34 protein-coding genes are annotated in these 24,511 nt (G+C 57.6%); 33 read left to right on the top strand and 1 reads right to left on the bottom strand.

The window, feature by feature from the left end:
* The 31 genes from JM93_RS20545 to JM93_RS20395 all read left to right on the top strand — a co-directional run.
* On the top strand, positions 1 to 95 hold a 95-nt coding region (locus JM93_RS20545), incomplete at its 5' end, for an EF-Tu C-terminal domain-related protein (protein ID WP_196905488.1).
* A gap of 72 nt (positions 96 to 167) precedes the next feature.
* Positions 168 to 476 carry a 30S ribosomal protein S10 gene (gene rpsJ / locus JM93_RS20540; protein ID WP_006936455.1) on the top strand — a complete coding sequence of 103 codons (309 nt, stop codon included), beginning with the start codon at positions 168 to 170 and terminating at the stop codon, positions 474 to 476.
* A gap of 23 nt (positions 477 to 499) precedes the next feature.
* Complete coding sequence (gene rplC, locus JM93_RS20535; protein WP_145347363.1) at positions 500 to 1,210, top strand: 50S ribosomal protein L3; 711 nt, start codon at positions 500 to 502, stop codon at positions 1,208 to 1,210.
* Entirely contained in the window at positions 1,210 to 1,830 is a 621-nt protein-coding gene (gene rplD, locus JM93_RS20530; RefSeq protein WP_145347361.1) for a 50S ribosomal protein L4, read from the top strand. The genes rplC and rplD overlap by 1 nt, the downstream gene beginning before the upstream one ends.
* A complete protein-coding gene (locus JM93_RS20525) occupies positions 1,827 to 2,120 on the top strand; it encodes a 50S ribosomal protein L23 (protein WP_145347359.1) in 294 nt (97 codons plus the stop codon). The genes rplD and JM93_RS20525 overlap by 4 nt, the downstream gene beginning before the upstream one ends.
* A 15-nt stretch (positions 2,121 to 2,135) precedes the next feature.
* Complete coding sequence (rplB, locus tag JM93_RS20520; protein WP_145347357.1) at positions 2,136 to 2,969, top strand: 50S ribosomal protein L2; 834 nt, start codon at positions 2,136 to 2,138, stop codon at positions 2,967 to 2,969.
* 12 nt (positions 2,970 to 2,981) lie between these two features.
* Positions 2,982 to 3,260 (top strand): 30S ribosomal protein S19, encoded by a 279-nt coding sequence (gene rpsS, locus JM93_RS20515; RefSeq protein ID WP_022998243.1) that lies wholly within the window; start codon positions 2,982 to 2,984, stop codon positions 3,258 to 3,260.
* A 2-nt stretch (positions 3,261 to 3,262) separates the two neighbouring features.
* Positions 3,263 to 3,643, top strand: coding sequence for a 50S ribosomal protein L22 (gene rplV / locus JM93_RS20510; RefSeq protein WP_145347355.1), 381 nt, complete (start codon positions 3,263 to 3,265; stop codon positions 3,641 to 3,643).
* Entirely contained in the window at positions 3,643 to 4,371 is a 729-nt protein-coding gene (rpsC, locus tag JM93_RS20505) for a 30S ribosomal protein S3 (RefSeq protein WP_145347353.1), read from the top strand. Before rplV ends, rpsC begins: the two co-directional genes overlap by 1 nt.
* 46 nt (positions 4,372 to 4,417) lie before the next feature.
* A complete protein-coding gene (rplP, locus tag JM93_RS20500) occupies positions 4,418 to 4,831 on the top strand; it encodes a 50S ribosomal protein L16 (RefSeq protein WP_145347350.1) in 414 nt (137 codons plus the stop codon).
* Between the two features lie 20 nt (positions 4,832 to 4,851).
* Positions 4,852 to 5,052: a 50S ribosomal protein L29 gene (rpmC, locus tag JM93_RS20495; RefSeq protein ID WP_145347348.1), complete on the top strand. Its 201-nt coding sequence runs from the start codon at positions 4,852 to 4,854 to the stop codon at positions 5,050 to 5,052.
* Between the two features lie 10 nt (positions 5,053 to 5,062).
* Positions 5,063 to 5,293 (top strand): 30S ribosomal protein S17, encoded by a 231-nt coding sequence (gene rpsQ / locus JM93_RS20490; protein WP_145347346.1) that lies wholly within the window; start codon positions 5,063 to 5,065, stop codon positions 5,291 to 5,293.
* A 69-nt stretch (positions 5,294 to 5,362) separates the two neighbouring features.
* On the top strand, positions 5,363 to 5,731 hold the full coding sequence (rplN, locus tag JM93_RS20485; RefSeq protein WP_145347344.1) for a 50S ribosomal protein L14: 369 nt from the start codon (positions 5,363 to 5,365) through the stop codon (positions 5,729 to 5,731).
* Complete coding sequence (gene rplX / locus JM93_RS20480) at positions 5,731 to 6,048, top strand: 50S ribosomal protein L24 (protein WP_145347342.1); 318 nt, start codon at positions 5,731 to 5,733, stop codon at positions 6,046 to 6,048. The genes rplN and rplX overlap by 1 nt, the downstream gene beginning before the upstream one ends.
* Positions 6,041 to 6,598, top strand: a complete 558-nt coding sequence (rplE, locus tag JM93_RS20475) for a 50S ribosomal protein L5 (RefSeq protein WP_145347340.1) — start codon at positions 6,041 to 6,043, stop codon at positions 6,596 to 6,598. The genes rplX and rplE overlap by 8 nt, the downstream gene beginning before the upstream one ends.
* A 34-nt stretch (positions 6,599 to 6,632) precedes the next feature.
* Entirely contained in the window at positions 6,633 to 6,938 is a 306-nt protein-coding gene (gene rpsN / locus JM93_RS20470) for a 30S ribosomal protein S14 (RefSeq protein ID WP_145347337.1), read from the top strand.
* A 12-nt stretch (positions 6,939 to 6,950) separates the two neighbouring features.
* Positions 6,951 to 7,349: a 30S ribosomal protein S8 gene (gene rpsH / locus JM93_RS20465; RefSeq protein ID WP_145347335.1), complete on the top strand. Its 399-nt coding sequence runs from the start codon at positions 6,951 to 6,953 to the stop codon at positions 7,347 to 7,349.
* Between the two features lie 41 nt (positions 7,350 to 7,390).
* Positions 7,391 to 7,924: a 50S ribosomal protein L6 gene (rplF, locus tag JM93_RS20460; RefSeq protein WP_145347333.1), complete on the top strand. Its 534-nt coding sequence runs from the start codon at positions 7,391 to 7,393 to the stop codon at positions 7,922 to 7,924.
* A gap of 12 nt (positions 7,925 to 7,936) precedes the next feature.
* Positions 7,937 to 8,299 (top strand): 50S ribosomal protein L18, encoded by a 363-nt coding sequence (gene rplR, locus JM93_RS20455; RefSeq protein ID WP_145347331.1) that lies wholly within the window; start codon positions 7,937 to 7,939, stop codon positions 8,297 to 8,299.
* Between the two features lie 41 nt (positions 8,300 to 8,340).
* On the top strand, positions 8,341 to 8,907 hold the full coding sequence (gene rpsE / locus JM93_RS20450; protein WP_145347329.1) for a 30S ribosomal protein S5: 567 nt from the start codon (positions 8,341 to 8,343) through the stop codon (positions 8,905 to 8,907).
* Positions 8,908 to 8,948: 41 nt separating this feature from the next.
* Entirely contained in the window at positions 8,949 to 9,146 is a 198-nt protein-coding gene (gene rpmD / locus JM93_RS20445) for a 50S ribosomal protein L30 (RefSeq protein WP_145347327.1), read from the top strand.
* A 23-nt stretch (positions 9,147 to 9,169) separates the two neighbouring features.
* Positions 9,170 to 9,637 (top strand): 50S ribosomal protein L15, encoded by a 468-nt coding sequence (gene rplO / locus JM93_RS20440; RefSeq protein WP_145347325.1) that lies wholly within the window; start codon positions 9,170 to 9,172, stop codon positions 9,635 to 9,637.
* Between the two features lie 48 nt (positions 9,638 to 9,685).
* Positions 9,686 to 11,023, top strand: a complete 1,338-nt coding sequence (secY, locus tag JM93_RS20435; RefSeq protein WP_145347323.1) for a preprotein translocase subunit SecY — start codon at positions 9,686 to 9,688, stop codon at positions 11,021 to 11,023.
* Positions 11,020 to 11,616 (top strand): adenylate kinase, encoded by a 597-nt coding sequence (locus tag JM93_RS20430; protein WP_145347321.1) that lies wholly within the window; start codon positions 11,020 to 11,022, stop codon positions 11,614 to 11,616. The genes secY and JM93_RS20430 overlap by 4 nt, the downstream gene beginning before the upstream one ends.
* A 198-nt stretch (positions 11,617 to 11,814) precedes the next feature.
* Positions 11,815 to 12,183, top strand: a complete 369-nt coding sequence (rpsM, locus tag JM93_RS20425; RefSeq protein ID WP_145347319.1) for a 30S ribosomal protein S13 — start codon at positions 11,815 to 11,817, stop codon at positions 12,181 to 12,183.
* A 68-nt stretch (positions 12,184 to 12,251) separates the two neighbouring features.
* The gene (gene rpsK, locus JM93_RS20420) at positions 12,252 to 12,641 is read left to right on the top strand and encodes a 30S ribosomal protein S11 (RefSeq protein WP_145347317.1); all 390 of its coding nucleotides are present in this window, start codon (positions 12,252 to 12,254) and stop codon (positions 12,639 to 12,641) included.
* An 88-nt stretch (positions 12,642 to 12,729) separates the two neighbouring features.
* Positions 12,730 to 13,752, top strand: a complete 1,023-nt coding sequence (locus tag JM93_RS20415) for a DNA-directed RNA polymerase subunit alpha (RefSeq protein WP_145347315.1) — start codon at positions 12,730 to 12,732, stop codon at positions 13,750 to 13,752.
* Between the two features lie 82 nt (positions 13,753 to 13,834).
* Complete coding sequence (gene rplQ / locus JM93_RS20410) at positions 13,835 to 14,263, top strand: 50S ribosomal protein L17 (protein WP_145347313.1); 429 nt, start codon at positions 13,835 to 13,837, stop codon at positions 14,261 to 14,263.
* A 159-nt stretch (positions 14,264 to 14,422) separates the two neighbouring features.
* On the top strand, positions 14,423 to 16,600 hold the full coding sequence (locus JM93_RS20405) for a methyl-accepting chemotaxis protein (protein ID WP_145347311.1): 2,178 nt from the start codon (positions 14,423 to 14,425) through the stop codon (positions 16,598 to 16,600).
* A 132-nt stretch (positions 16,601 to 16,732) separates the two neighbouring features.
* Positions 16,733 to 18,184 (top strand): DegQ family serine endoprotease, encoded by a 1,452-nt coding sequence (locus JM93_RS20400; protein ID WP_145347309.1) that lies wholly within the window; start codon positions 16,733 to 16,735, stop codon positions 18,182 to 18,184.
* Between the two features lie 11 nt (positions 18,185 to 18,195).
* Complete coding sequence (locus JM93_RS20395; RefSeq protein ID WP_145347307.1) at positions 18,196 to 19,506, top strand: replication-associated recombination protein A; 1,311 nt, start codon at positions 18,196 to 18,198, stop codon at positions 19,504 to 19,506.
* Between the two features lie 34 nt (positions 19,507 to 19,540).
* Here the strand turns inward: JM93_RS20395 and JM93_RS20390 are convergent, their stop codons facing one another.
* The gene (locus JM93_RS20390) at positions 19,541 to 20,971 is read right to left on the bottom strand and encodes an adenylate/guanylate cyclase domain-containing protein (RefSeq protein WP_145347305.1); all 1,431 of its coding nucleotides are present in this window, start codon (positions 20,969 to 20,971) and stop codon (positions 19,541 to 19,543) included.
* 266 nt (positions 20,972 to 21,237) lie between these two features.
* Here JM93_RS20390 and JM93_RS20385 point away from each other — a divergent pair, with 266 nt between their 5' ends.
* The gene (locus JM93_RS20385) at positions 21,238 to 21,864 is read left to right on the top strand and encodes a hypothetical protein (protein ID WP_145347303.1); all 627 of its coding nucleotides are present in this window, start codon (positions 21,238 to 21,240) and stop codon (positions 21,862 to 21,864) included.
* A gap of 197 nt (positions 21,865 to 22,061) precedes the next feature.
* Positions 22,062 to 24,491: a patatin-like protein gene (locus JM93_RS20380; RefSeq protein ID WP_170230782.1), complete on the top strand. Its 2,430-nt coding sequence runs from the start codon at positions 22,062 to 22,064 to the stop codon at positions 24,489 to 24,491.
* Positions 24,492 to 24,511 lie beyond the last annotated feature (20 nt).

Here is a 24,511-nt window from a genome sequence, read left to right as displayed (position 1 = left end):
TCGTGCCGATCGCCATGGAAGAAGGCCTGCGCTTCGCGATCCGCGAAGGTGGCCGCACCGTCGGCGCCGGCGTCGTCGCATCCATCATCGAATAATTGACGGTAGGGCCTGCCGGCTCATTGGTAACAATCGGCGGCAGGCCCGCCAGTCTACTCGGGAACTCTGAAATGAACGGTCAGAATATCCGGATCCGCCTTAAGGCATTTGACCACCGTATTCTCGACGCCTCCACCAAGGAGATCGTCAATACGGCAAAGCGGACCGGTGCACAGGTACGGGGACCCGTACCGCTGCCGACGCGGATCGAGAAGTACACAGTGCTTCGCGGACCGCATATCGATAAGAAAAGCCGCGATCAGTTCGAGATGCGGACGCATAAGCGCCTTCTCGACATCGTTGATCCGACGCCCCAGACGGTGGACGCGCTGATGAAGCTCGACCTGGCCGCTGGTGTGGACGTCGAGATTAAGCTCTGAGGCGGATCGAAGGGGACACGTCTATGCGTTCTGGAGTGATCGCTCAGAAGGTGGGCATGACACGCATCTACAACGATGCGGGTGAACATGTTCCAGTCACAGTATTGCGGCTGGAAAAGTGTCAGGTGGTTGCCCACCGGACTGAAGAAAAGAACGGCTACACAGCGCTGCAGCTCGGCGCTGGTGCGGCCAAAGTCAAGAACACGCCTAAGGCGCAGCGCGGCCATTTCGCTATTGCGAAGGTCGAGCCGAAGCGCACTGTGGCCGAGTTCCGGGTGTCGAACGACAACCTGATCGATGTGGGTGCGGAAATCACCGCCGACCATTTCGTTGAAGGCCAGTTCGTTGACGTCACCGGCACATCGATCGGTAAGGGTTTTGCCGGTGTGATGAAGCGCCACAACTTCGGTGGTGGCCGCGCATCCCACGGTAACTCGATCTCGCACCGTTCTCACGGTTCGACCGGTCAGTGTCAGGATCCGGGCCGCGTGTTCAAGGGCAAGAAGATGGCCGGTCACATGGGCGATGTCCGTGTGACCACGCAGAACCTGAAGGTTGTGCGCACTGATGTTGAACGCGGCCTGATCATGGTCGAGGGCTCTGTTCCGGGCGCCAAAGGCGGCTGGATCCTGGTTCGCGACGCGATCAAGAAGGCGCTGCCGGAAGGTGTTCCGGTCCCTGGAGCTTTCAAGGCTCCGGAAGCTGCCGAAGCCGCCGGGAAGGAGAGTGAGTGATGGAACTTGAGGTCAAGACCCTCGAAGGCGGGGCGGCCGGTTCGATCACGGTGTCTGACGAGATTTTCGGTCTCGAACCGCGCACCGATCTGATCCACCGTGTGGTGCGCTGGCAGCTGGCAAAGCGCCAGGTCGGCAGCCACAAGACGCTCGGCCGTTCGGAAGTCACTGGTTCTACGAAGAAATTCGTACGCCAGAAAGGTTCCGGCGGTGCACGTCACGGCAACAAAAAGGCTCCGCAGTTTCGCGGTGGCGGCCGTGCATTCGGTCCGGTCGTACGCGATCACGGCCATGAATTGCCGAAGAAGGTTCGGGCCCTCGGCTTGAAGCACGTTCTGTCCGCCAAGGCGAAGGCAGAAAGCCTGATCATCGTCGAAGACGCCAAGGCGGCTGAAGCGAAGACCAAGGCTCTCAAGTCTCAGTTCTCGAAGCTGGGTCTGTCGAGCGCGCTGATCATCGACGGTGCTGAGCTGGACCAGAACTTCGCACTGGCGTCCCGGAACATCCCGCATGTGGACGTTTTGCCGGTGCAGGGTATCAACGTATATGACGTCATGCGCGCCAACACGCTTGTGTTGACCAAGGCAGCGGTGTCAGCACTTGAGGAGCGCTTCAAATGAGCAAACTTCCTCACTACGACAAAATCGTTGGTCCGGTGATCACCGAGAAGTCCACGATGGCTTCTGAAGAAAATAAGGTGGTCTTCAAGGTCGCAAACGACGCGACCAAGCCGGAAATCAAGGCTGCTGTGGAAGCACTGTTTGGTGTGAAAGTCACGGCTGTGAACACCTTGGTCCGCAAGGGCAAGGTAAAGCGCTTCCGTGGCCGGATCGGCCGTCAGTCCGACTTCAAGAAGGCCGTCGTAACGCTTCAGGAAGGTCACGGCATTGACGTGACCACCGGGCTCTAAGGCGGGGACAAGAAAATGGCACTGAAGACATTCAATCCCACGTCGCCGGGCCGCCGTCAGCTCGTACAGGTTGACCGCTCGGATCTGTGGAAGGGCAAACCGGTTAAGATCTTGACCGAAGGCCTGTCCAAATCTGGCGGCCGTAACAACACCGGCCGTTTGACGGCTCCCAACCGTGGTGGCGGTCACAAGCGGACTTACCGTCTTGTGGATTTCAAGCGCCGCAAGTGGGACGTTCCGGCAACGGTTGAGCGCCTTGAATACGATCCAAACCGGACCGCATTCATCGCCCTGCTCCGTTACGAAGACGGTGAACTGAGCTACATCCTGGCGCCGCAGCGTCTTGCCGCTGGCGACAAAGTGGTTGCAGGTCAGTCTGTCGACGTGAAGCCGGGCAACGCGATGCCGCTGGCATCCATTCCGGTGGGCACGATCGTTCACAACATCGAGCTTAAGCCGGGCAAGGGTGCGCAGTTGGCGCGGTCTGCGGGTGCTTTTGTTCAAGTTGTCGGCCGTGACCAGGGCTACACAACACTGCGTCTGATGTCTGGTGAGCAGCGCCGGGTTCTCGGCACCTGCATGGCAACCGTCGGCGCAGTATCAAATCCCGATCATGCGAACATCAACCTGGGTAAGGCTGGACGTTCGCGCTGGCTGGGCCGGGTTCCGCACACACGCGGTGTTGCAATGAACCCGATCGACCACCCGCATGGTGGTGGTGAAGGCCGGACTTCGGGCGGACGTCATCCGGTTACCCCTTGGGGTAAGCCGACCAAAGGTAAGCGCACGCGGCGCAACAAGCAGACTGATAAGTATATCGTCCGCAGCCGCCACGCGCGTAAGAAGTAAAGGGCAAGGATCGTGGCACGTTCGATCTGGAAAGGTCCGTTTGTCGACGGGTATCTGCTGAAGAAAGCGGACAAGGTTCGTGAATCCGGCCGGAACGAGGTTATCAAGACCTGGAGCCGCCGCTCGACGATCCTGCCGCAGTTCGTTGGTCTTACCTTCGGCGTCTACAACGGTCAAAAGCACGTTCCGGTGCTGGTGTCTGAAGAGATGATTGGTCACAAGTTCGGTGAGTTCTCACCGTCCCGGACCTACTACGGACATGGCGCCGACAAGAAGGCGAAGAGGAAGTAACGATGGGCAAGCCGAAGCGTGAGCGGACGCTCGCTGACAACGAGGCCCGGGCAATGACACGGATGATCCGTGTCTCTCCCCGCAAGCTGAACCTCGTTGCGGCTGCTATCCGCGGCAAGAAGGTCGGCTCCGCACTTGCGGATCTGACATTCTCCCGCAAGCGCATTGCACAAGACGTCAAGAAGACGCTCATGTCTGCGATCGCGAATGCGGAAAACAACCACGATCTCGACATCGACAACCTGGTCGTTGCCGAGGCGCACGTTGGCAAGGCGTTTGTGATCAAGCGGTTCCAAGCCCGTGCCCGTGGCCGTGTTGGCCGGATCGAGAAGCCGTTCTCGAACCTGACCATCGTTGTGCGTGAAGTCGAGGAGACTGCCTGATGGGACATAAAGTAAACCCGATCGGCATGCGCCTCGGGATCAACCGTACCTGGGATTCGCGCTGGTTTGCGCCTAAGGGTGAGTATGGGGATCTTCTTCATGAAGATTTCCGCATCCGCGAATTCCTGATGAAGGAATTGAAGCAGGCAGCGGTCTCCAAGATCGTTATCGAGCGCCCGCACAAAAAGTGCCGCGTCACGATCCACTCCGGCCGTCCGGGTGTCGTGATCGGTAAAAAAGGTGCGGATATCGAGCGTCTTCGCAAGAAGATTGCCGACATCACGAATTCGGAAGTGCACATCAACATTGTTGAAGTGCGCAAGCCGGAAATCGACGCGACGCTGGTCGCCGCTTCGATTGCACAGCAGCTGGAACGCCGTGTTGCATTCCGCCGTGCCATGAAACGGGCCGTTCAGTCGGCCATGCGCCTCGGCGCTCAGGGCATCCGGATCAACTGTGGTGGCCGTCTTGGTGGCGCGGAAATCGCGCGTATCGAGTGGTACCGTGAAGGCCGCGTGCCACTGCACACCCTGCGTGCCGACATCGACTACGGTGTCGCTTCCGCTCACACGGCTTATGGCGTGTGCGGTGTGAAGGTTTGGATCTTCAAGGGTGAAATCCTCGAGCATGATCCGATGGCGTCTGAAAAGCGCGCGACGGCAGGCTCGGACAACAACCAGGGTGATCGCGGCGGACGCCGGGATCGGGGTCGTGAGCGCGCAGCTTAATTAAGCTGCTTGCTGCTCCCGTAACACGAGAAACGAGAGAAAAACGATGCTGCAACCGAAGCGAACGAAGTTCCGCAAGCAGCACAAGGGCCGCATCCACGGCTTGTCGAAGGGGGGCACAGACCTCAACTTCGGCGCTTACGGTCTGAAGGCAGTTGAGCCAGAGCGTGTCACAGCGCGTCAGATCGAAGCGGCCCGCCGTGCCATGACCCGCCATATGAAGCGTGCGGGTCGCGTATGGATCCGTATCTTCCCGGACCTCCCGGTTTCATCGAAGCCGGCCGAAGTCCGCATGGGTAAAGGTAAGGGTTCTCCGGATTACTGGGCTTGCCGCGTCAAGCCTGGCCGGATCATGTTCGAAATCGACGGTGTGTCGGAAGACGTAGCGCGTGAAGCAATGCGTCTCGCCGCAGCCAAGCTGCCGATCAAGTGCCGCTTTGTTCAGCGCATCGCTGAATAAGCAGTCGAGGAGTTAGAGCCATGAAGGCAACTGACGTAAGAGCAAAGACTCTCGACGAGCTCCGTGCGGAGCTTGAGGGCCTCAAGAAGGAGCAGTTCAATCTGCGCTTCCAAAAGGCAACGGGTCAGCTCGAAAATACAGGGCGCGTCCGGCAAATCCGCCGCGATATCGCCCGCATCCAGACGATCATGCGCGAAAAGCGCGTGTCGGCGAACGCTTAAGGAGACGGCAATGCCAAAGCGTATCTTGCAGGGCACCGTAGTCGGCGACGCCAATGACAAAACGGTGACGGTCAACGTAGAGCGCCGCTTTACGCACCCGCTGCTGAAGAAGACTGTGCGCCGGACCAAGAAGTACCGCGCACATGACGAAAGCAACCAATACAAGGTTGGCGACACCGTTCAGATCGAAGAGTGCGCGCCAATTTCGAAGAACAAACGTTGGACCGTGGTCACCCAGTGACCGCGCTCCGTCAGGTGAGCATCAGGCGCCCGTGACAGGTGCGTCAATAGAAGAACAAGGCAGCCAGTCATGATTCAGATGCAAACAAACCTCGACGTCGCGGATAATTCCGGCGCGCGTCGTGTCATGTGCATCAAAGTGCTCGGCGGCTCCAAGCGGAAGTATGCGAAGGTTGGCGATATCATCGTCGTCTCCGTTAAAGAAGCTATCCCGCGGGGCCGTGTTAAAAAGGGCGACGTGATGAAGGCAGTCGTCGTGCGTACGGCAAATGACATTCGCCGTCCCGATGGCAGCGTGATCCGGTTCGACCGCAACGCGGCCGTACTGGTCAACAACAATAAGGAGCCGGTCGGCACCCGTATCTTTGGTCCGGTGCCGCGCGAACTCCGTGCAAAGAACCACATGAAAATTATATCGCTCGCGCCGGAGGTGCTCTGATGGCTGCGAAAATTAAAAAAGGCGACACGGTTGTCGTGCTCACCGGTCGCGACAAGGGTAAGTCCGGCGAAGTCATCCAGATGTGGACCGCCGACAACAAAGCCCTGGTACGCGGTGTGAACATGGTTCGTCGTCACCAGCGCCAGACGCAAACGCAAGAAGCAGGTATCGTTGCCAAAGAAGCTCCGATTCACCTGTCGAATATTGCTCTTGCCGATCCGAAGGACGGCAAGGCGACCCGCGTCGGCTTCAAGGTGCAGGACGATGGCACAAAGGTCCGTGTGGCCAAGCGCTCGGGAGACCTGATCGATGGCTGAGACCCAATACGTGCCGCGTCTGCGGACGCACTACGATGAAGTCGTGCGCAAGCAGTTGCAGGATAAGTTCGGTTACAAGAACCCCATGCAGGTTCCAAAAATCGAAAAGATCGTGCTCAACATCGGTGTCGGCGAAGCAGTTGGCGATTCCAAAAAGGCTCGCACTGCAGCTGAAGACCTCGCACTGATCGCCGGCCAGAAGCCGGTCATCACCAAGGCGAAAAAGTCGATCGCGACTTTCAAGGTCCGTGAAGGCATGCCGCTGGGTGTGAAAGTTACGCTGCGCCGCCAGCAAATGTACGATTTTCTGGACCGTATGATCACAATCGCGCTGCCGCGCGTACGTGACTTTCGCGGTCTGAGCCCGAAGAGCTTCGACGGTCGTGGCAACTATGCCATGGGCATCAAGGAGCATATCGTGTTCCCGGAAATCGAGTACGACAAAGTCGACCAGATCTGGGGTATGGACGTGATCGTCTGCACTTCGGCTCCGAATGATGACGAAGCGCGTGAGTTGCTACGCGCGTTCAACTTCCCGTTCACTAAGTAATTAGCGGCATACGGGAAAGGAACGAGGAACAACGATGGCGAAGAAGAGCGCGGTCGAGAAAAACAAGCGTCGTGAGAAGCTTGTCAAGAAATACGCTGAGAAGCGCGCAGCTCTCAAGGCGATGGCTAAAGACGAAAGCCTGAGCCTTGAGGAGCGTTACAACGCACGTCTCAAGCTTGCAAAACTGCCACGGAACTCTGCACCGAACCGGATTCGTAACCGGTGTGAAGTGTCAGGCCGTCCGCGCGGTTACTATCGCAAGCTCAAGATGTCCCGTATTGCGCTTCGTGAACTGGGTTCCCTGGGCAAGATCCCGGGCCTGGTCAAGTCGAGCTGGTAAGGAGATACTCCCATGGCAATTTCTGATCCGTTGGGGGATATGCTGACCCGGATTCGGAACGCGCAGATGCGCCGGAAGAACAAGGTTAGCTCGCCGAATTCAAAATTGCGCGCGCACGTACTTGAAGTGCTCGCCAAGGAAGGGTACATCCGTGGCTTCACCACGGTTGACTACGACGGCGGCAAGTCCGAGTTGGAAATCGAACTGAAATACTTTGACGGCGAGCCGGTGATCCGCACGATTGAGCGCGTGTCCAAGCCAGGCCGTCGGGTGTATTCTTCGGTGAAAAACATCCCGCATGTTTCTAATGGGCTGGGCGTGTCGATCCTTTCGACTCCGCGCGGCGTCATGAGCGACCATCAGGCGCGGGACGAAAACGTAGGTGGCGAGGTTCTGTGTCGCGTCTTCTGATGCGGCACACTCGCTTTTAAAACAACGACAAGGTTGGTCAAATGTCTCGTATTGGCAAAAAGCCAGTCCCCGTGCCAAGCGGGGTAACGGCATCGATCGACGGTCAGACGGTATCGGTAAAGGGCCCGAAGGGAGAACTCTCCTTCGTCCTGAACGACAACGTTCTGGCCGAAATGACAGACGACGGGATCAAGGTTGATCCGCGCGGCACGTCCAAGAAGGCTCGCTCCATGTGGGGCATGAGCCGTACCATGGTTCAGAACATCATTACCGGCGTCAGCTCCGGTTTTGTGAAGCAGCTGGCCATCACCGGTGTTGGTTACCGTGCCCAGGTCCAAGGTCAGAACCTTCAGCTCGCGCTGGGTTTCTCGCACGATGTGGTTTATCCGATCCCGACCGGGATCGACATCAAGTGCCCAAAACCGACTGAGATTGTTATCTCGGGGATCGACAAGCAGACTGTTGGTCAGGTTGCGGCAGAAATCCGCGAATTCCGTTCGCCAGAGCCCTACAAGGGCAAGGGTGTGCGGTATGCAGACGAGTTTATCGTCCGCAAAGAAGGCAAGAAGAAGTAACGGACCGAGATCATGGCGAACAGCAAAAATGCTTTCGAACGCCGCCGCGATCGCGTGCGCCGTTCTATCAAGAAAGTGGCGAACGGACGTCCGCGGCTTTCTATTTTCCGCTCATCGAAGCAGATCTACGCTCAGATCATCGACGATGCGCAAGGGAATACCATTGTCGCGGCCTCGACGATCGAAAACGATCTGAAGGGCACCTTGAAGACGGGCGCCGACACCGCAGCAGCTGCTGCCGTCGGCAAGCTTGTCGCGGAGCGGGCAGTAGCCGCTGGCGTCAAGCAGGTCGTGTTCGACCGTGGCGGGTACATGTATCATGGGCGCGTAAAAGCGCTTGCTGATGCAGCCCGTGAAGGTGGACTTGAATTCTGACCAGCGCCCGTTGGCGCTCTTAAGAACGGAAGACGTATAAAATGGCGAGACAGGATAATCGCGACCGCGACGAGCGCGACAGCGAATTCGTCGACAAGCTCGTTCACATCAACCGCGTTGCGAAAGTGGTCAAGGGTGGCCGTCGCTTCGGTTTTGCCGCGCTGGTCGTGGTAGGTGATCAGAAGGGCCGCGTCGGCTTTGGACACGGCAAGGCGCGCGAAGTGCCGGAAGCGATCCGCAAGGCAACGGAAGCGGCTAAGCGGACCATGATCCGGGTGCCACTGCGCGAGGGCCGGACGCTTCATCATGATGTTGAAGGCCGTCACGGCGCAGGTAAGGTTCTGCTGCGCGCAGCACCGGCCGGTACCGGTATCATTGCAGGTGGTCCGATGCGTGCGGTGTTTGAGACCCTTGGGGTGCAGGACGTCGTTGCCAAGTCTCTTGGCTCTTCGAACCCGTACAACATGGTTCGTGCGACATTCGCAGCTTTGACCAAGGAAGACAGCCCGCGCTCCGTTGCAGCGCGCCGCGGCCTTAAGGTCTCGGTGTTGCAGGCACGCCGCCGGGACAACAACGACGACGTGGCACCGGCCGCCGCTGAGGCTTGATCTCAGCGGACGCGGTTCCCACTTGAACGAGGGTAAGTTCCATGGCGAACACCGAAAAGACCATTACGGTCGAGCAAACCGGTAGCACGCTGCGCCGTCCTAAGGACCAGCGTGCGACGCTAATCGGTCTCGGCCTGAACAAGATGCACCGCCGTTCGACGCTGAAGGATACTCCTGAAGTGCGCGGCATGATCAATAAGGTCCAGCATCTCGTACGCGTCGTCGAAGACAACGCTTGAACACGGGGTGAGGAGAGAGAAACATGAAGCTCAACGAACTTCGTGACAATGAAGGTGCCGTAAAGGACCGCATGCGCGTCGGCCGGGGCATCGGCTCTGGCAAGGGCAAGACCGGTGGCCGTGGCGTCAAGGGTCAAAAATCCCGCTCGGGTGTTGCGATCAAAGGCTTCGAAGGTGGTCAGATGCCATTGCATCGCCGTCTTCCAAAGCGCGGCTTCACGAACATTTTTGCCAAGGACTACAATGTTGTGTCCCTCGGCCGTGTTCAAACTGCCATCGAAGCTGGTAAGCTCGACGGATCGCAGACCGTTACGGTCGAGGCACTGAAAGCCGCTGGAGTTGTCAAGCGCGTACGCGATGGCGTTCGTCTTGTCAGCGATGGCGAGCTGAAGTCCGCAGTGACTTTCGAAATCGCCGGAGCCTCCAAAGCCGCTATCGCAGCGGTTGAGAAGGCTGGCGGAAAAGTCGTCGTTCCGGGAGCTCAGGCCTAACGGCCTGGGCTTTCCCAATCAGTCGGCAAGGAATATCCGGAGTAGGGCATGGCATCGGCCGCCGAGCAACTGGCGTCAAATTTAAATTTCTCAGCTTTCGCCAAGGCTGAAGAACTCAAGAAGCGCATCTGGTTCACACTGGGGGCGCTTTTGGTTTATCGACTGGGCACTTACATTCCGTTGCCCGGGATCAATCCTGATGCGTTTGCGCAGGCCTTTAACCAGGCTCAGTCCGGCATCATCGGCATGTTCAACATGTTTGCCGGTGGTGCTGTGGAGCGTATGGCCATCTTCGCCCTCGGCATCATGCCGTACATCTCCGCCTCCATTATCATGCAGCTTATGACGACCGTCGTGCCGTCGCTTGAGCAGATGAAGAAGGAGGGTGAGCAGGGCCGAAAGGTCATCAACCAGTACACGCGCTACGGCACCGTGATTCTCGCAGCGTTCCAGGCTTACGGTATTGCCGTTGGTCTTGAAGGCGCGACAAACGTTGTGACCGATCCGGGTTGGTTCTTCCGGGCCTCGACTGTCATTACGCTGGTCGGCGGCACCATGTTCCTGATGTGGCTGGGTGAGCAAATCACATCGCGCGGCATTGGTAACGGGATCTCGTTGATCATTTTCGCCGGCATCGTCGCAGGTCTGCCTTCCGCGATCGTTTCGACTCTCGAGTTGGGCCGCCAAGGTGCGCTGGCAACGTGGATCATCCTCGCGGTCATCATTCTGGCAGTTGTCGTAATCGCGTTCATCGTGTTCATGGAACGGGCGCAGCGGCGTCTATTGATCCAGTATCCGAAGCGGCAGATGGGCAACCGGATGTTCGAGGGCAATACCTCGTTCCTGCCTTTGAAGCTGAACACGGCTGGTGTCATTCCGCCAATTTTTGCGTCGTCGCTGCTTCTGGTTCCGGCAACGATCTCGGGCTTTTCGGCCGGTGGCGGCTCGGGCAACGAGTGGCTGACCACGATTACCGCGCTGCTTGGCCATGGCCAGCCTTTGTTCATGGTGTTTTATGCCGCCATGATCATCTTCTTCTGTTTCTTCTACACGGCGATTGTCTTCAATCCGAGCGATACCGCTGACAACTTGAAGAAGCACAACGGGTTCATTCCCGGAATCCGTCCGGGGGAGCGGACGGCCCAATATATTGATTACGTACTAACTCGTATTACGGTGGTGGGTGCACTTTATATCACCCTCGTTTGTCTATTACCCGAATTCCTCATTTCGGCGACAGGCGTTCCGTTCTATTTCGGGGGGACCTCACTGCTGATCGTCGTCAGCGTGACCATGGATACCGTTTCGCAGATCCAGGGCCACTTGCTTGCGCACCAGTATGAGGGTCTGGTGAAAAAAGCAAAACTGAGGGGGAAACGCCGATGAGGCTTATTCTGGTTGGACCGCCGGGTGCGGGGAAGGGAACACAGGCCGCGCGCCTCGTCGAACAACACGGAATTCCTCAGCTCTCCACGGGCGACATGTTGCGGGCAGCTGTTGCTGCCCAGACCCCGGTGGGTTTGAAGGCAAAGGAAGTCATGGATGCCGGTGGTTTGGTGTCCGACGAGATCGTCGTCGGTATCATCAAGGACCGTATTGCGGAGGACGACGCCAAGAACGGTTTCATCCTCGATGGTTTCCCACGCACGCTTGCTCAGGCAGAGGCTCTGGATTCGATGCTCGCCGATGGCGGCATGAAGCTGAACGCGGTAATCGAGCTGCGTGTCGATCAGTCTAAACTGGTCGATCGGATCATCAATCGGGCAGAGCAGGCGAAAGCCGCAGGCGAGCCGGTGCGCAAAGACGATGATCCGGAAGTGTTCAAGCAGCGTCTCGAAGCTTACAATAGGGATACGGCTGTCGTTGTCCCTTATTACGAGAAAACGGGACTGCTTTCCGTGATTGACGGCATGCAGGCAATTGACGACGTAACAGCGTCTATTGAGAGCCTTCTGCAGGGTCTTGACGAAAAGGTTTAGAGTCGTTAAACGACGCGCTCTATCCAAAGGTTTTGTGCCGTACCCGTCTCAACATGGGTACGGCACATTCTGTGCTTGGGCACTCACGGCCGATGCCGGGGCGTTTTTGCGCATTCACTCTCTGCAAGGGCCGGCCTCCACCGGACGCGGAGCATAATAAAGAACGCGGGCCAAGCCCGCATGACATGGAGACTGACAGTGGCACGTATTGCTGGCGTTAACATTCCGACAAACAAGCGCGTTGTTATTGCGCTTCAGTACATTCACGGCATTGGCCCGAAGTTTGCTCAGGAAATCACCGAAAAGGCAAACATCTCTGCTGAACGGCGCGTGAATGAATTGTCGGATGCCGAAGTGCTTCAGATCCGCGAAGCGATCGACCGCGACTACATTGTTGAAGGTGATCTGCGCCGCGAAACGGCAATGAACATCAAGCGTCTTATGGACCTTGGCTGCTACCGCGGCCTGCGTCACCGCCGCGGCCTTCCGGTCCGTGGTCAGCGGACGCACACGAATGCCCGCACCCGCAAGGGTCCGGCAAAACCGATCGCCGGTAAGAAGAAGTAATCTTCACGGGATTGGTGGTGGAGCTGCCGGAATTACGGCAGTGACGAGATCAATAAAAGGACAACAAAATGGCAAAAGAAACGACGCGCGTGCGTCGCCGCGAACGCAAGAACATTTCTTCTGGCGTCGCACACGTGAATTCCACGTTCAACAACACCATGATCACGATCACAGACGCTCAGGGTAATGCGATTTCCTGGTCGTCCGCAGGTGCTCTCGGCTTCAAGGGTTCTCGTAAGTCCACGCCGTATGCGGCTCAGATCGCAGCGGAAGACGCGGCCAAGAAAGCAGCGGAACATGGCATGCGCACTTTGGAAGTTGAAGTTCGTGGTCCAGGTTCGGGTCGTGAGTCCGCTCTGCGCGCGCTTCAGGCCGCCGGGTTCCTCATCACGTCGATCCGCGATGTGACGCCGATCCCGCACAACGGTTGCCGTCCGCGCAAGCGCCGCCGCGTCTAAGGCTTCTTGCCTTAGGTTCCTGTTTCTCCAGTGGCAAAGAATAGCCCGGACCTGAAGAGCCGGGCGGGATAGCCGAAGGGACGAAAACGTGACCATTCAGAAAAATTGGCAAGAACTGATCAAGCCAACAAAGCTCGAAATCAAGCCGGGTGATGACCCGCGCTTTGTTGCGACCGTTGTTGCAGAGCCGTTGGAACGCGGCTACGGACTGACTTTGGGCAACGCGCTGCGCCGCATCCTGCTGTCTTCTCTGCAGGGCGCTGCGGTGACCGCTGTTCAGATCGACGGCGTGCTGCATGAATTTTCGTCGATCCCAGGTGTTCGTGAAGATGTTACTGACATCGTCTTGAACATCAAGGAAATCGCAATCCGCATGGAAGGCGAAGGCCCAAAGCGGATGGTCGTGCGCAAGCAGGGCCCAGGCGTTGTTACGGCAGGCGACATTCAGACAGTCGGCGATGTGGAAGTCCTGAACCCGGACCTCGTGCTCTGCACGCTGGACGAGGGTGCGGAAATCCGCATGGAGTTCACGGTCAACACCGGTAAGGGCTATCATTCGTCCGACCGGAACCGCCCGGAAGACGCTCCGATCGGACTCATCCCGGTCGACAGTCTTTACTCCCCGGTCAAGAAAGTTTCCTACAAGGTGGAAAACACCCGTGAAGGACAGGTTCTCGACTACGACAAGCTTACCCTGACCGTTGAAACCGACGGTTCGGTGAAACCGGATGACGCGGTCGCTTTTGCTGCGCGCATCCTTCAGGACCAGCTGTCCATCTTCGTCAATTTCGAAGAGCCGCAGCGTGAAGTCGCCGAGGACACCGTCCCGGAACTCGCGTTCAATCCTGCGCTCTTGAAGAAAGTCGACGAACTGGAATTGTCGGTCCGTTCGGCCAACTGCCTGAAGAACGACAATATCGTGTATATTGGCGATCTCATTCAGAAGACCGAAGCGGAAATGCTGCGCACGCCGAATTTCGGCCGCAAGTCGCTGAACGAGATCAAAGAAGTTCTCGCCCAGATGGGTCTCCATCTCGGCATGGAGGTCGCGAACTGGCCGCCGGAGAATATCGAAGATCTCGCAAAGCGTTACGAAGACCATCAGTATTAAGGGCGTTCGCGTCCTTCACGGAGCAACCGGGCAAGTTTCAGATAGAAGCTGAAAGACTGCCTGAAACGAAAAGGAGAGGGCCATGCGCCACGGTAAAGCCGGCCGCAAGCTCAACCGGACCTCTAGCCACCGCAAGGCTATGTTCGCAAACATGGCAGCGTCGCTGATCAAGCACGAACAGATCGTCACGACCCTGCCAAAGGCCAAAGAAATGAAGCCGATCATCGACAAGCTCATCACTTTGGGCAAGCGCGGTGATCTTCACGCACGCCGCCAGGCAATTTCGCAGATCCGCGACGCTGCCATGGTCCGCAAGCTGTTTGACACGCTTGGCGAGCGCTACAAGGAACGCAATGGCGGTTACTGCCGCGTTCTGAAAGCCGGTTTCCGGTATGGCGACAACGCACCGCTCGCTGTGATCGAATTGGTTGATCGCGATCCCGAAGCCCGCGGTGCAGACGACCGCGCGCGTGTTGAAGCAAGCGAAGCGGTTGCTGAAACCGCAGCGTAAGCAATACGAAAATCCATTTGGGAAAGGCGGCCGACTGGCCGCCTTTTTCGTTTTTGTTTCGATTATTTCAAATAGCGAAGCTCTTACGCATTTGATTATGCTAATTTTAACAATGATACTTGCATCATGCCCTAACAGTTGCGGACTATGGGGGAACGAATGCAGTCGGCCAAAGGCGAGATACGCCCAAAAAGCATTTTCAAGTTATCCGTTGTGGTTCCGGCGCTTATGGTTGGCGTCACGTTGGCGTCCTGCATCGCCGTTGGGATCGGCGGTTACCTGAATGCGCGTTCCGGCCTTGTTTTTGCCGTTGAAAGCGAATTGGCCATGGTGGCGAAAGCGCGCCGGGATCTTGTTCAGGTCCGCCTCGGAAATGCGGCGGCCGATTTGTCCAATATGGCGACCGGGGCAGGGGCTGCACTTGCTCTTTCCGACATGGAGCGCGCGCTCACGAATCTCGAAAAGGACCGTCCGGCACTGAGCGAATATTTCCAGCCCGGTGGGTCTACCGCGGAAGCCCGTGCGGAACTGGACGGCAAAGACAACAAGACCATGTATGCTTGGCGTCATACCGAGGTTCATGGCAGCTTCCGGTCCACCTGGGCCAATGGCGGTTATGGCGACATCTATGTTCTGAACCGGGATGGTTTGGTCATATATTCGGTCACCAAATCGGCTGACTTTCTCGAAAATGTGACATCCGGAAACCTTGCCGGATCCCCCATGCAAACCGTATTCGATGCGGCACTTGGGGCGGAAAGCGGAGAGCAGGTCTTCTCAGAGTTTGCACTCTACCAGCCCGCAGACAACAAGCCGTCTTTATTTGCCGCCCAGCCGGTGTACCAGTCCTCGGTTTCTGGCGAAAAACTTGCCGGTGTGGTGGTGATGCGCATCGGGCCGGATTACCTGGGGGATATTATCGCCGACCGTGAAGGGTTGGGGGAGACAGGCCAAGTCTATGTGGTGGACAGCAACGGGACGTTGGTGACGGACCAGCCTTTGGCTGAAGAGCCTACCGCTCTTACAAAAACACTGAACAATGCCGTCATCGCAGAAGCCGGTTCTGGCATCCCCGCTGCCGGGACGGTGACCGGCGCTGATGGCCTGGCGCGGCTCACTGCGGCTGAGCCGGTGGCTTTCGGTTCGGCGCAGTGGTCGGTGATCGCCGAGCGCGCGGAGCAAGAAGCCCTTGGCAGCGTCGTCGAGATGCGGAATTCGATGATCCTCTCCACGCTGATCACAGTTGCTATCTGCGCCGTCATTGCATTGTTGTTTTCCCGCTCGATCACCCGGCCGCTTGGCTTGCTGGCCGCCGCACTCAGCGATATTGCCCGGGGGGATACCCAGGCGGAAATCTCTGCGGCGAACCGCGGCGATGAGATTGGGGATATTGGCCGCGCGGTGGTCCAGATCCGACAGAACGCGCAGGAAGAACACGAACGCAAGGCTGCCCGGGATGCACAAGAAGCCGAACGGCGCGATATGGAACGGCGCGAAATGCTATCCGGATTGGCGGCGGAGTTTGAGGCAACAGTCGGCAAGCTTGTCGATCACGTTGCCAAATCTGCGTCTGACCTTCAACACTCTGCCAACGAAATGCGTGACCTGACGCAAAACTCCGGGGAAACCTCCGCACGTGCGGCCGCTGATTCTCAGGAAGCCATGACCGAGGTGCAATCGATTGCATCTGCTTCCGACCAGTTGTCGAGTTCAATCCAGCAGATTTCGGAGCTCATTGAACGCTCCACCGGCGTTGCTGAGACCGCCAATTCAAAGGCTCAATCGACAAACGGAACCGTGCGCTCGCTGGCCGAGGCGGCAAACCGGATCGGCGAGGTTATCACCTTGATCAGCGATATCGCGGATCAGACCAATCTCCTGGCCTTGAATGCCACGATTGAAGCCGCGCGCGCCGGAGAGGCGGGCAAGGGCTTTGCGGTCGTGGCTGCGGAGGTCAAGGAACTTGCCTCACAAACCGGGAAGGCAACCGGCGAAATCCAGCAGCAGGTCGATGCGATCCGGACCGCGACGGATGATGCGGTCTCCGCCATCGGCGATATTCAAGAAACAATCGGTGACATCTCATCGTCGGTCACGGAAGTTGCCGCAGCGGTGACCGAACAGAGCTATGCGACCAAAGGCATCGCAGAGAACACGCAACGGGCCGCCAGCGGAACGTCCAGTGTGTCTATGGATATCGGAGCGGTGTCTTCCATGTCCGAGCAGACGAATCTTGCCGCAACCAACTTTGTTGAACGCGTCTCGGATCTCGTTCGTGAGGCGGATCATCTGGACAGCGAAGTGCGCGTCTTCCTGAAACAGGTCCGCTCTGCTTAAGTTCACGGGGAACTCACAGTTTAACAGGCCGCCGTGATTTCGGCGGCCTTTTCATTTTGCCTGCCTCTCTTTATCCCTATCTGTCGGATAATCGAACAGCCGATTGGCAGATTCGGAAACAAGGAGAGTGCTATGGGCAAATTCGCAGCAATCCGTTTTGCGCAGCTTGCTGTGCTGGCGGGACTGGGTCTGTGTTCCCTGCCGGGATGGGCGGCAGCACAAACCGTGTCAGAGGCCGACCTTCGGCTCGTTCCGACCAGCGAGCAGGAGATCAAGCTGTCTTTTGCGCCGATCGTCAAGGATGTGGCGCCGGCGGTCGTGAATGTCTACGCCAGCCGGAAAGTCGTGCAGCAGCGCCGGGTATCGCCGTTTTTTGACGATCCGTTCTTCCGCCGCTTTTTTGGCGAACCGGGACCTGGTCTGTCGCGTCCCCAACAGCGCGTGCAGTCGTCGCTGGGATCGGGCGTGATCATTTCAGAAGACGGCATCGTTATCACCAACCACCATGTTATCAAGGACGCCGACGAGGTCCGGGTCGCGTTGAATGACCGGCGTGAGTACGACGCAAAGATCGTTCTGAAGGACGAACGCACCGATCTTGCCGTTTTGCAGATTCAGGACGAAGGCCCCTTCGACAAGGTAACGTTCGCCGACTCTGACAGTTTGGAGGTTGGAGACATTGTGCTCGCGATCGGTAATCCTTTCGGTGTCGGTCAAACCGTGACCCAAGGCATTGTTTCGGCACTCGCCCGCACCCAGGTTGGCGTGACAGACTATCAGTTCTTCATTCAGACCGATGCAGCGATTAACCCGGGCAATTCCGGCGGAGCATTGGTGGATATGACCGGCAAGCTGGTCGGCATCAACACGGCGATTTTCTCACGTTCCGGCGGTTCGAACGGTATCGGCTTTGCCATTCCGGCGCATATGGCCAGGTTTGTGGCTTCGGCGGCAGGCCAGGGAGAGAAGGTCCAGCGGCCTTGGCTCGGGGCAACCGTCCAATTGGTCGGTGCCGAGATTGCAGAGGCGCTGGCACTCGACCGTCCGCGGGGGGTGATCGTGACAAATGTTTTTGAAGGCTCGCCTGCTGAGGACGCCGGGCTCCGGGTCAGTGATCTCGTCGTTGCCGTTGACGGCAAGGAAGTACTTGACCCCGATTCTTTTGGCTACCGGTTTGCAACACGGCCTGTCGGGGAGGTGGCCCGGTTTACAGTGCTGCGGAGTGGCGAGCAAAAGCAGATCGACGTGGTTTTGGAACCTGCACCCGAAACCGTACCGCGTGATACCCGCGAGCTGACCGAATACTCGCCGTTCGAAGGCGCGACTGTCATGAACCTGTCGCCAGCTGTCGCCGATGAACTGCGCCTCGACGACGAGTTTGAGGGCGTGGTGATTTCGGAAATCCAGGCGGGCAGCACGGCTCAGCGGGTTGGATTGCGTCCCGGTGACATTGTGCGGGCCATCAACGATCAGGAAATCGAAAGCGCGCGCATGCTGGAGGTCATTACCAAAACCCCGCCACGTGTCTGGCGTCTCGACATCGAACGCAACGGCCAGATCAACCGGATCGTCTTGAGAAGCTGATTGGACGCAGTGTGAGTGATCTGTTCGAAGCCTCCGGTCTGGCCGACAGCGCACCGCGGCCTCTGGCCGACAGGTTGCGGCCGAAACAATTGGCCGATGTTGTTGGCCAGGACCATTTGCTGGGCGAAGAAGGGGGGCTGACCCGGATGCTCAAGACCCGTTCGCTCGGGTCGCTGGTGTTTTGGGGGCCACCTGGCACGGGCAAGACAACGATTGCCCGTTTGCTGGCACATGAGACCGATCTGGCCTTCGAACAGATTTCGGCCATTTTCAGCGGTGTTTCGGACCTTAAAAAAGTGTTCGAGACGGCCCGCATGCGCCGGGGGAGCGGGCGTGCGACGCTCTTGTTCGTGGACGAGATTCACCGGTTCAACCGGGCGCAGCAGGACAGCTTCCTGCCGGTCATGGAAGACGGCACCATCACGCTGGTGGGTGCGACAACGGAAAACCCTTCCTTCGAGCTGAACGCTGCTTTGTTGTCGCGCTCCCATGTCATGACGTTTCATTCGTTGAACCAGGATGCGCTTCGAAAGCTGTTGGCTCGGGCTGAGGACGAGGAAGGCAAGGCCCTTCCGCTGGATGAGGCGGCCAGGGCAGTTTTGATCCGCATGGCAGACGGTGACGGGCGTTCGGCGCTGACCCTTGCCGAGGACGTTTGGCGGGCAGCTTCTGAAGGGGAGGTGTTCGACGCCGAACGTTTGCAGGAGATTGTCCAGCGCAGGGCGCCGATCTATGACAAAAGCGCCGACGGCCACTACAATCTGATCTCCGCCTTACACAAATCAGTTCGCGGGTCGGACCCCGATGCTGCGCTTTACTGGTTTTGCCGGATGCTTGATGGCGGCGAAGATCCGCTCTATCTTGCAAGGCGCCTGATCCGGATGGCCGTTGAAGACATTGGGCTGGCTGACCCGAACGCACTTGTTCAGGCCAATGCGGCCCGAGACGCCTATCAGATGCTGGGCTCGCCCGAAGGCGAACTGGCATTGGCACAGAGCGTTGTTTATCTGGCTACGGCTCCCAAATCGAACGGGGTCTATACGGCGTACAAGGCTGCTGTCCGCGCTGCGAAGACCAGCGGTTCTCTATTGCCCCCCAAGCATATCCTGAATGCACCGACCAAGCTCATGAAACAGGAAGGCTATGGCGACGGGTATCAGTATGACCATGATGCGCCAGACGGATTTTCAGGGCAGGACTATTTTCCAGAGGATCTCGGGCGCCAGAGTTTTTACGATCCACCGGAACGCGGGTTTGAACGGGAACTGCGCAAGCGCCTTGACTATTGGGAAAAGCTTCGCCGGGAACGCGGACATTCCTAAGTCGCGTCACGCTCGAAATTCGGCGTCCGCGCGATCAGTCTTTTTGGTTGAATTTTTCAAGAGCCGACTGAAGTGAGGCCACCAGCCGGCGTCGTTCCTCGCCTGAAATTGCCTCATTGTCGACGAAGGCCAAGTCTTTGAGCCTTTTCGACATTTCGACGACGTCAAGCTCCGGAACCGGCTCCTGCGTGCTGCGGAACCCAACAACTTCGTAGGTCGAAACCGGATAGGCGATCCCTTTGACTGAAATCTCGCCGATCTTGCGGCATTCGATTTCGTCGCGAACCTGTAGGTAAGTTTCGTAAGAGATCACAATCCGCCCGGGGTCGGCCAGCGCCTCAAGGCGGGAGGCTGTGTTCACGCCGCGTCCGATGATCGTGTAATCCAGGCGGTCTTCACTTCCGAAATTTCCGACTGTGCAATAATCCGTGTGAATGCCGACCCGGCATTTAAGCGGACGGGCAACACCAGAACTCAGCCAGATGTCCTGCAATTCTACCATCCGCTCCTGCATGGCGATGGCCATCTTCACGCAGGCAAAGGCGTCCTCTTTTACACCGCGGGTTTCGGGATCTCCGAAAAAGATTAAAATGGCATCGCCGACGAATTTGTCGATCGTCGCCCCGTGAGCCAGGGCGATTCGCGACATTTCTGTCAGGTAGTGATTCAAAAGCTGGGTCAGGTCTTCCGATTCAAGCCTGTCGGATGTTTCGGTGAAGCCGGCAATATCGGAGAAAAAGACGGTCAGCTTCTTGCGCGAGGACGCAATCTTGACTTCCTGGCGGCCCTCAAAGATCGAGTTGTAGACCTGCGGTGAGAGGTATTTCGCAAGTTGCTTCGACAGCTGCTCAAGCTGTGTTGTTTTGCGTCCGAGTTCGCGTTCGCGTTTTTTCAGCTCTGTAATATCCGCGTACACACTCACCACGCCGCCATCTTGTGTCGGCTGATCGTTCACCAGACACCAGCGCCCATTTTCAAAGCGTTCAATGTAGGGCGGTCCGGGTTTGTCGTGTTTCCCGATCCGATCGGCAAGCCAGACTTCCGGTTCGTCTTTTGCGTAGGTGTAAAGACCCTTGCCGATCCCTTTGTCGAGAATGTCCCGATAAGCCGTGCCGGGCGCGATGCTGAATTCGTCATCGGGGTCAAGCAAATCACGAAATTGCCGGTTGGCGATCACGAGCTGGTCGTTTCGGTCAAACAGACAAAACCCCTCAGAGATCGCATTGATTGCGTCATCCAGACGATTTTGCGCTTTCTCGAGAAGGATGTTTTTTTCAGCGAGCTGATCTTCGACAGCTTCGCCATGTTCGATGGTCGCCTCGTACAACAGACGGAGATCTTCAAGTTCTGCCTTGAGACTTTGATTCTCCGCCATCAGGTCAACCAGCATTCCATCGGCCGACCCGGCGGAATGTTCAGTCACCTCCGTCGTTTCTGCCGTGCCGATGTCACGCTTTTTGCCCATTTTTAAGCTTGGCCCCGTCGCAAGCGTTTGCCCCAACCCGTGGCGGATTTCGACCGGGTGTTTGTGTGCCCCCGTATTTGCAGGTAAAAGCTGAGCTGTCTCAACGGCACTTCGGTTGCTGTTTTTCAAAATGCACGTAAAAAGTACATTTCACAGTCGAGCCACATCTCCACCTGAAATGAACACGTTTTCGTGAAACTCAGATCGAAATTCCAAGCCAAGTCTTTATCCGTCGGCGGGGCAGGTAGCCGAATGGGGTAACTTAAATGGCGGTAGAAACGATCGGGCAGTACTTTACGCTGCTCAAATCATGGTGCCCGGATCTTAGCTGGGCCCAAGCCCATCTGGACATGATCCGGTTGATTCATCTTGGTGGGGTTGCACTTGGACTTGGGACGGTGATTTTCGTTGCCATGTCGGTGCATCAGATGATGGTCAATGGCCCGGATGACCGGTTCCTGAGTATTCTGCACCGGGCTCACAGGCAAATTGTGCTGGCGATTTGTGTTCTTTGGGCATCGGGCATTGTCCTGATCGGCATCAGGACAAACTTTGATCCAGGCGCCTTTTCGCCAAAACTATTGGCCAAGCTGGTCACAGTCACAATCTTGACGATCGACGCGGTGATGATGGGGCGCTTCGTGTCCCCGTTGATCGACAAGTATGAAGGCCGACCACTGGCCGACATGGCCATGCCAGAGAAACTGCTGGTTGCCAATTGCGCAGCGCTTTCCGGAGCCAGCTGGCTCTACGCGTTGATGCTGGGGGCTTCCTCGGTTCTCAAGACCGCGCAGATGCCCATGCTTCTCGCGCTTGGCGGTGTGATCTATGGCAGCGCATATGTGCTTACGACGAGTTTCTCGGTCTTCTTGCACAGAACGCGCGCCGCGTAGGAACACGCAGCGAGCTCCTGGATTGTTGCCAGGGGCTCGCTTGTTTTGAGGCAAGGCTCGAAACACACAGGCATGTGCGCAGGTTTGATGCATGTTCACCTTGTTGCCAACATGTCCGACTCCGACCTGATGAGCAGAGCTTGCGGATCCATTTTGAGATGGACCAACGGGGGGCTTTTGAGTGAGACTGGATGGCGATGAAGCAGATTGAATTGCGCTTGGCATTGGTGTTCTACGGCGGGGTGTCGCTGGCCATCTACATGCATGGCGTCAGCCGGGAGGTTTTGCATCTCATCCGCGCCTCCGCCGATCGATCGTCGCGGCAACGCGGCGAGATAAAGACCGGTCAGTCTCTGCGGCCTTTGTCGCACGTTGAGACCGTTTACCGGGAATTGCTTGATCAGCTCGCGCAAACAATCGACATACAAGTCGTTGGCGATGCCATCGCAGGAGCGTCGGCCGGCGGAGTGAACGGCATCATGCTTGCGCGGGCGATCGCCCATGATCTGCCGCTGGATGATCACCGCGATCTTTGGCTTCAAAACGCCGATGTTACCCGGCTGACCAAACCGCAGAACGGCGTCACCCGTTATCTCAAGTCGGGCGCCGGGCCGGTGTTGAACAGGCTGGTGGAAAATCACCTCAAAAGGCAGATCGAAGACCCCGAAACACGCGAAAAACTACGCTACTTCATGCAGGCGCGATGGTTTTCGCCTCCCTTTTCAGGGGAGAGCTACATAAGTTGGATGCTGGATGCTTGCGCCGGAATGGATGCCCATCACCGGGAAGGGGCAACGCTCATCCCGCGCGGGCAGCGGCTGGATTTGTTTGTCACCCTGACCGATTTCTATGGCAGGAACCGGCTCATCCGGATTGACGATCCGGCCTTCATTGAAGAACGGGACCACAGAAAGATCCTGAATTTCCATTGTCAGCATCGTGTGCCCGGCGTGCTGCAAAGCCGCCTCGGGCCGGAGTTCGTGCCCGACCTGGTGTTTGCCGCCCGGGCCACGTCCTCTTTTCCAGGCGCATTTGCACCCGCCACTCTGGATGAGATGGAGGAGGTGCTTGAAGACCGAAATGACCTTTGGCCGCACCGCGATGCCTTTGTCCATGAACATCTCGATCTTCGGAACGAGGATCTCGAACGCCATGCGTTTGTCGATGGCAGTGTTGTGATGAACAAACCGTTTGCCCCGGTTGTCGAGGCCATCAAGCAAAGACCGGCCGCACGGGAGGTTGCGCGCCGGTTGATCTACATCGATCCGGTCCCTTCAACCGAAAAGCGCACAGAAGAGGAGGCGAAGCTGCCAGGGTTCTTCCGGGTAATCCTCGCTTCGCTTGCGCATATCCCGCGCAATGAGCCGATCGGCGAGGAATTAAAGGATATTGAGCGACACAATCGGAAAAGCCGTTGGCTCGCACAGACGATTGCTGCTGCCGATCCGGTTGTCGCCGCGGCTGTGCGCAAAATTCTGCCCAGAAGCGGCCGCATCAAACCCGCTGACCTCACGCGGTATCGTGCCCAGGCCAATGCAGAAGCCCATCGCCAGGCGGGGTTCGCTTTTCTGAACTACCAATCCCTGAAACTGCACGCCATGAGTGAACGCATTGCGGGTCTTGTCTGCGGCCTCGGCGGTGGACGGGAGACAGACCTTCATGAGGACGGCGTGTTGTCGGATATTTCCGGCCGCTTGGCGGCTCTGGCCGGCATCGAGAATACGGAGGCCCCGTCGCCCGATGCCGAGCTGGTCACCATCTTCCGTAGTCTGGATGTGGACTACCGGGTTCGGCGGCTGCGCTTCGTAATCCGGAGGCTCAACGGCTATTACCGTTTCGAACCGCCCGACGGTGCAAAGGCTTTGGACAGCGATGCGCTCGATCGCTTGAAAGGCATGCTTTACGAACAAATCGATCATCTCACCTGGCGGCTCGACCCCGCGTTTTATGGACCTGAGACGCGGGATCTGTGTGCGGTGTATGGCCTTGGCGTGACCCATCGCGCGGGCAAAGAACATTCCTTTGAGAAAACGGATTACAGCTATAGCGATCTTGTGGCTCAACTCTCACAGATGATGGGTCTGACCGACCTCGACAGGTTGCAGGACGATCTGATCGCGACACAGGCGGCCAAGCTGCTTCCAGAGGACCTGCATGCTGACCTCATGCGGGCCTATGTCGGTTTTGCGTTCTACGACATCGTCACCTTCCCGCTGTTGCAAACCAATGATTTTTCGGAAATCAATCAGATACGGGTAGACCGCATAAGTTCCCATGATCCGGGCACGCTGTCTCCTGAGGGGGTGGTGCTGAGAGGGAAGGATCTCAATACGTTCGGCGCTTTTTTCAATCGCCGCTGGCGGGAGCACGACTATCTGTGGGGGCGGCTGAATGCCGCTGACCGGCTGGTCAGGATTGTGCAATCTGCAGCAGGCGCCGGTGCGTTGTCTGAAATGCAGGCGCTGCACCTACGCAAAAAATTGCTAAGGGCCATCCTGGAAGATGAACGAAATCATCTGCATGGGAGTGAGGCGCTGATAGAAGAACTCCTTGATGAACTGGATCCGGCCGATACAGACGACAGTGAATCTGAGGCGAATGGTCCCGGTGCTTTTCAGCTGACGTAAAGTATGCTTGGACACGCTTT

Source organism: Roseibium hamelinense, assembly GCF_007830545.1.
GTDB classification, from domain to species: Bacteria; Pseudomonadota; Alphaproteobacteria; order Rhizobiales; family Stappiaceae; genus Roseibium; species Roseibium hamelinense.
The sequence above is the reverse complement of the archived record's forward strand: the minus strand, read 5'-3'. Positions and strand labels throughout refer to the sequence as shown.

Bases quoted from the DNA above. Each gene is read 5' to 3' on its own strand.
- rpmD (WP_145347327.1), top strand. From the start codon at position 8,949: ATGGCGAACACCGAAAAGACCATTACGGTCGAGCAAACCGGTAGCACG.
- rplC (WP_145347363.1), top strand. From the start codon at position 500: ATGCGTTCTGGAGTGATCGCTCAGAAGGTGGGCATGACACGCATCTAC.
- rplF (WP_145347333.1), top strand. From the start codon at position 7,391: ATGTCTCGTATTGGCAAAAAGCCAGTCCCCGTGCCAAGCGGGGTAACG.
- JM93_RS20400 (WP_145347309.1), top strand. From the start codon at position 16,733: ATGGGCAAATTCGCAGCAATCCGTTTTGCGCAGCTTGCTGTGCTGGCG.
- rplB (WP_145347357.1), top strand. From the start codon at position 2,136: ATGGCACTGAAGACATTCAATCCCACGTCGCCGGGCCGCCGTCAGCTC.
- JM93_RS20380 (WP_170230782.1), top strand. From the start codon at position 22,062: ATGAAGCAGATTGAATTGCGCTTGGCATTGGTGTTCTACGGCGGGGTG.
- rpsK (WP_145347317.1), top strand. From the start codon at position 12,252: ATGGCAAAAGAAACGACGCGCGTGCGTCGCCGCGAACGCAAGAACATT.
- rplN (WP_145347344.1), top strand. From the start codon at position 5,363: ATGATTCAGATGCAAACAAACCTCGACGTCGCGGATAATTCCGGCGCG.
- rpsE (WP_145347329.1), top strand. From the start codon at position 8,341: ATGGCGAGACAGGATAATCGCGACCGCGACGAGCGCGACAGCGAATTC.
- rpsC (WP_145347353.1), top strand. From the start codon at position 3,643: ATGGGACATAAAGTAAACCCGATCGGCATGCGCCTCGGGATCAACCGT.
- rpsQ (WP_145347346.1), top strand. From the start codon at position 5,063: ATGCCAAAGCGTATCTTGCAGGGCACCGTAGTCGGCGACGCCAATGAC.
- rplR (WP_145347331.1), top strand. From the start codon at position 7,937: ATGGCGAACAGCAAAAATGCTTTCGAACGCCGCCGCGATCGCGTGCGC.
- JM93_RS20430 (WP_145347321.1), top strand. From the start codon at position 11,020: ATGAGGCTTATTCTGGTTGGACCGCCGGGTGCGGGGAAGGGAACACAG.
- rpsN (WP_145347337.1), top strand. From the start codon at position 6,633: ATGGCGAAGAAGAGCGCGGTCGAGAAAAACAAGCGTCGTGAGAAGCTT.
- rplO (WP_145347325.1), top strand. From the start codon at position 9,170: ATGAAGCTCAACGAACTTCGTGACAATGAAGGTGCCGTAAAGGACCGC.
- secY (WP_145347323.1), top strand. From the start codon at position 9,686: ATGGCATCGGCCGCCGAGCAACTGGCGTCAAATTTAAATTTCTCAGCT.
- rplQ (WP_145347313.1), top strand. From the start codon at position 13,835: ATGCGCCACGGTAAAGCCGGCCGCAAGCTCAACCGGACCTCTAGCCAC.
- JM93_RS20405 (WP_145347311.1), top strand. From the start codon at position 14,423: ATGCAGTCGGCCAAAGGCGAGATACGCCCAAAAAGCATTTTCAAGTTA.
- rpmC (WP_145347348.1), top strand. From the start codon at position 4,852: ATGAAGGCAACTGACGTAAGAGCAAAGACTCTCGACGAGCTCCGTGCG.
- rplX (WP_145347342.1), top strand. From the start codon at position 5,731: ATGGCTGCGAAAATTAAAAAAGGCGACACGGTTGTCGTGCTCACCGGT.
- rplV (WP_145347355.1), top strand. From the start codon at position 3,263: ATGGGCAAGCCGAAGCGTGAGCGGACGCTCGCTGACAACGAGGCCCGG.
- rpsH (WP_145347335.1), top strand. From the start codon at position 6,951: ATGGCAATTTCTGATCCGTTGGGGGATATGCTGACCCGGATTCGGAAC.
- rplD (WP_145347361.1), top strand. From the start codon at position 1,210: ATGGAACTTGAGGTCAAGACCCTCGAAGGCGGGGCGGCCGGTTCGATC.
- JM93_RS20385 (WP_145347303.1), top strand. From the start codon at position 21,238: ATGGCGGTAGAAACGATCGGGCAGTACTTTACGCTGCTCAAATCATGG.
- rplP (WP_145347350.1), top strand. From the start codon at position 4,418: ATGCTGCAACCGAAGCGAACGAAGTTCCGCAAGCAGCACAAGGGCCGC.
- rplE (WP_145347340.1), top strand. From the start codon at position 6,041: ATGGCTGAGACCCAATACGTGCCGCGTCTGCGGACGCACTACGATGAA.
- JM93_RS20525 (WP_145347359.1), top strand. From the start codon at position 1,827: ATGAGCAAACTTCCTCACTACGACAAAATCGTTGGTCCGGTGATCACC.
- rpsJ (WP_006936455.1), top strand. From the start codon at position 168: ATGAACGGTCAGAATATCCGGATCCGCCTTAAGGCATTTGACCACCGT.
- JM93_RS20390 (WP_145347305.1), bottom strand. From the start codon at position 20,971: ATGGGCAAAAAGCGTGACATCGGCACGGCAGAAACGACGGAGGTGACT.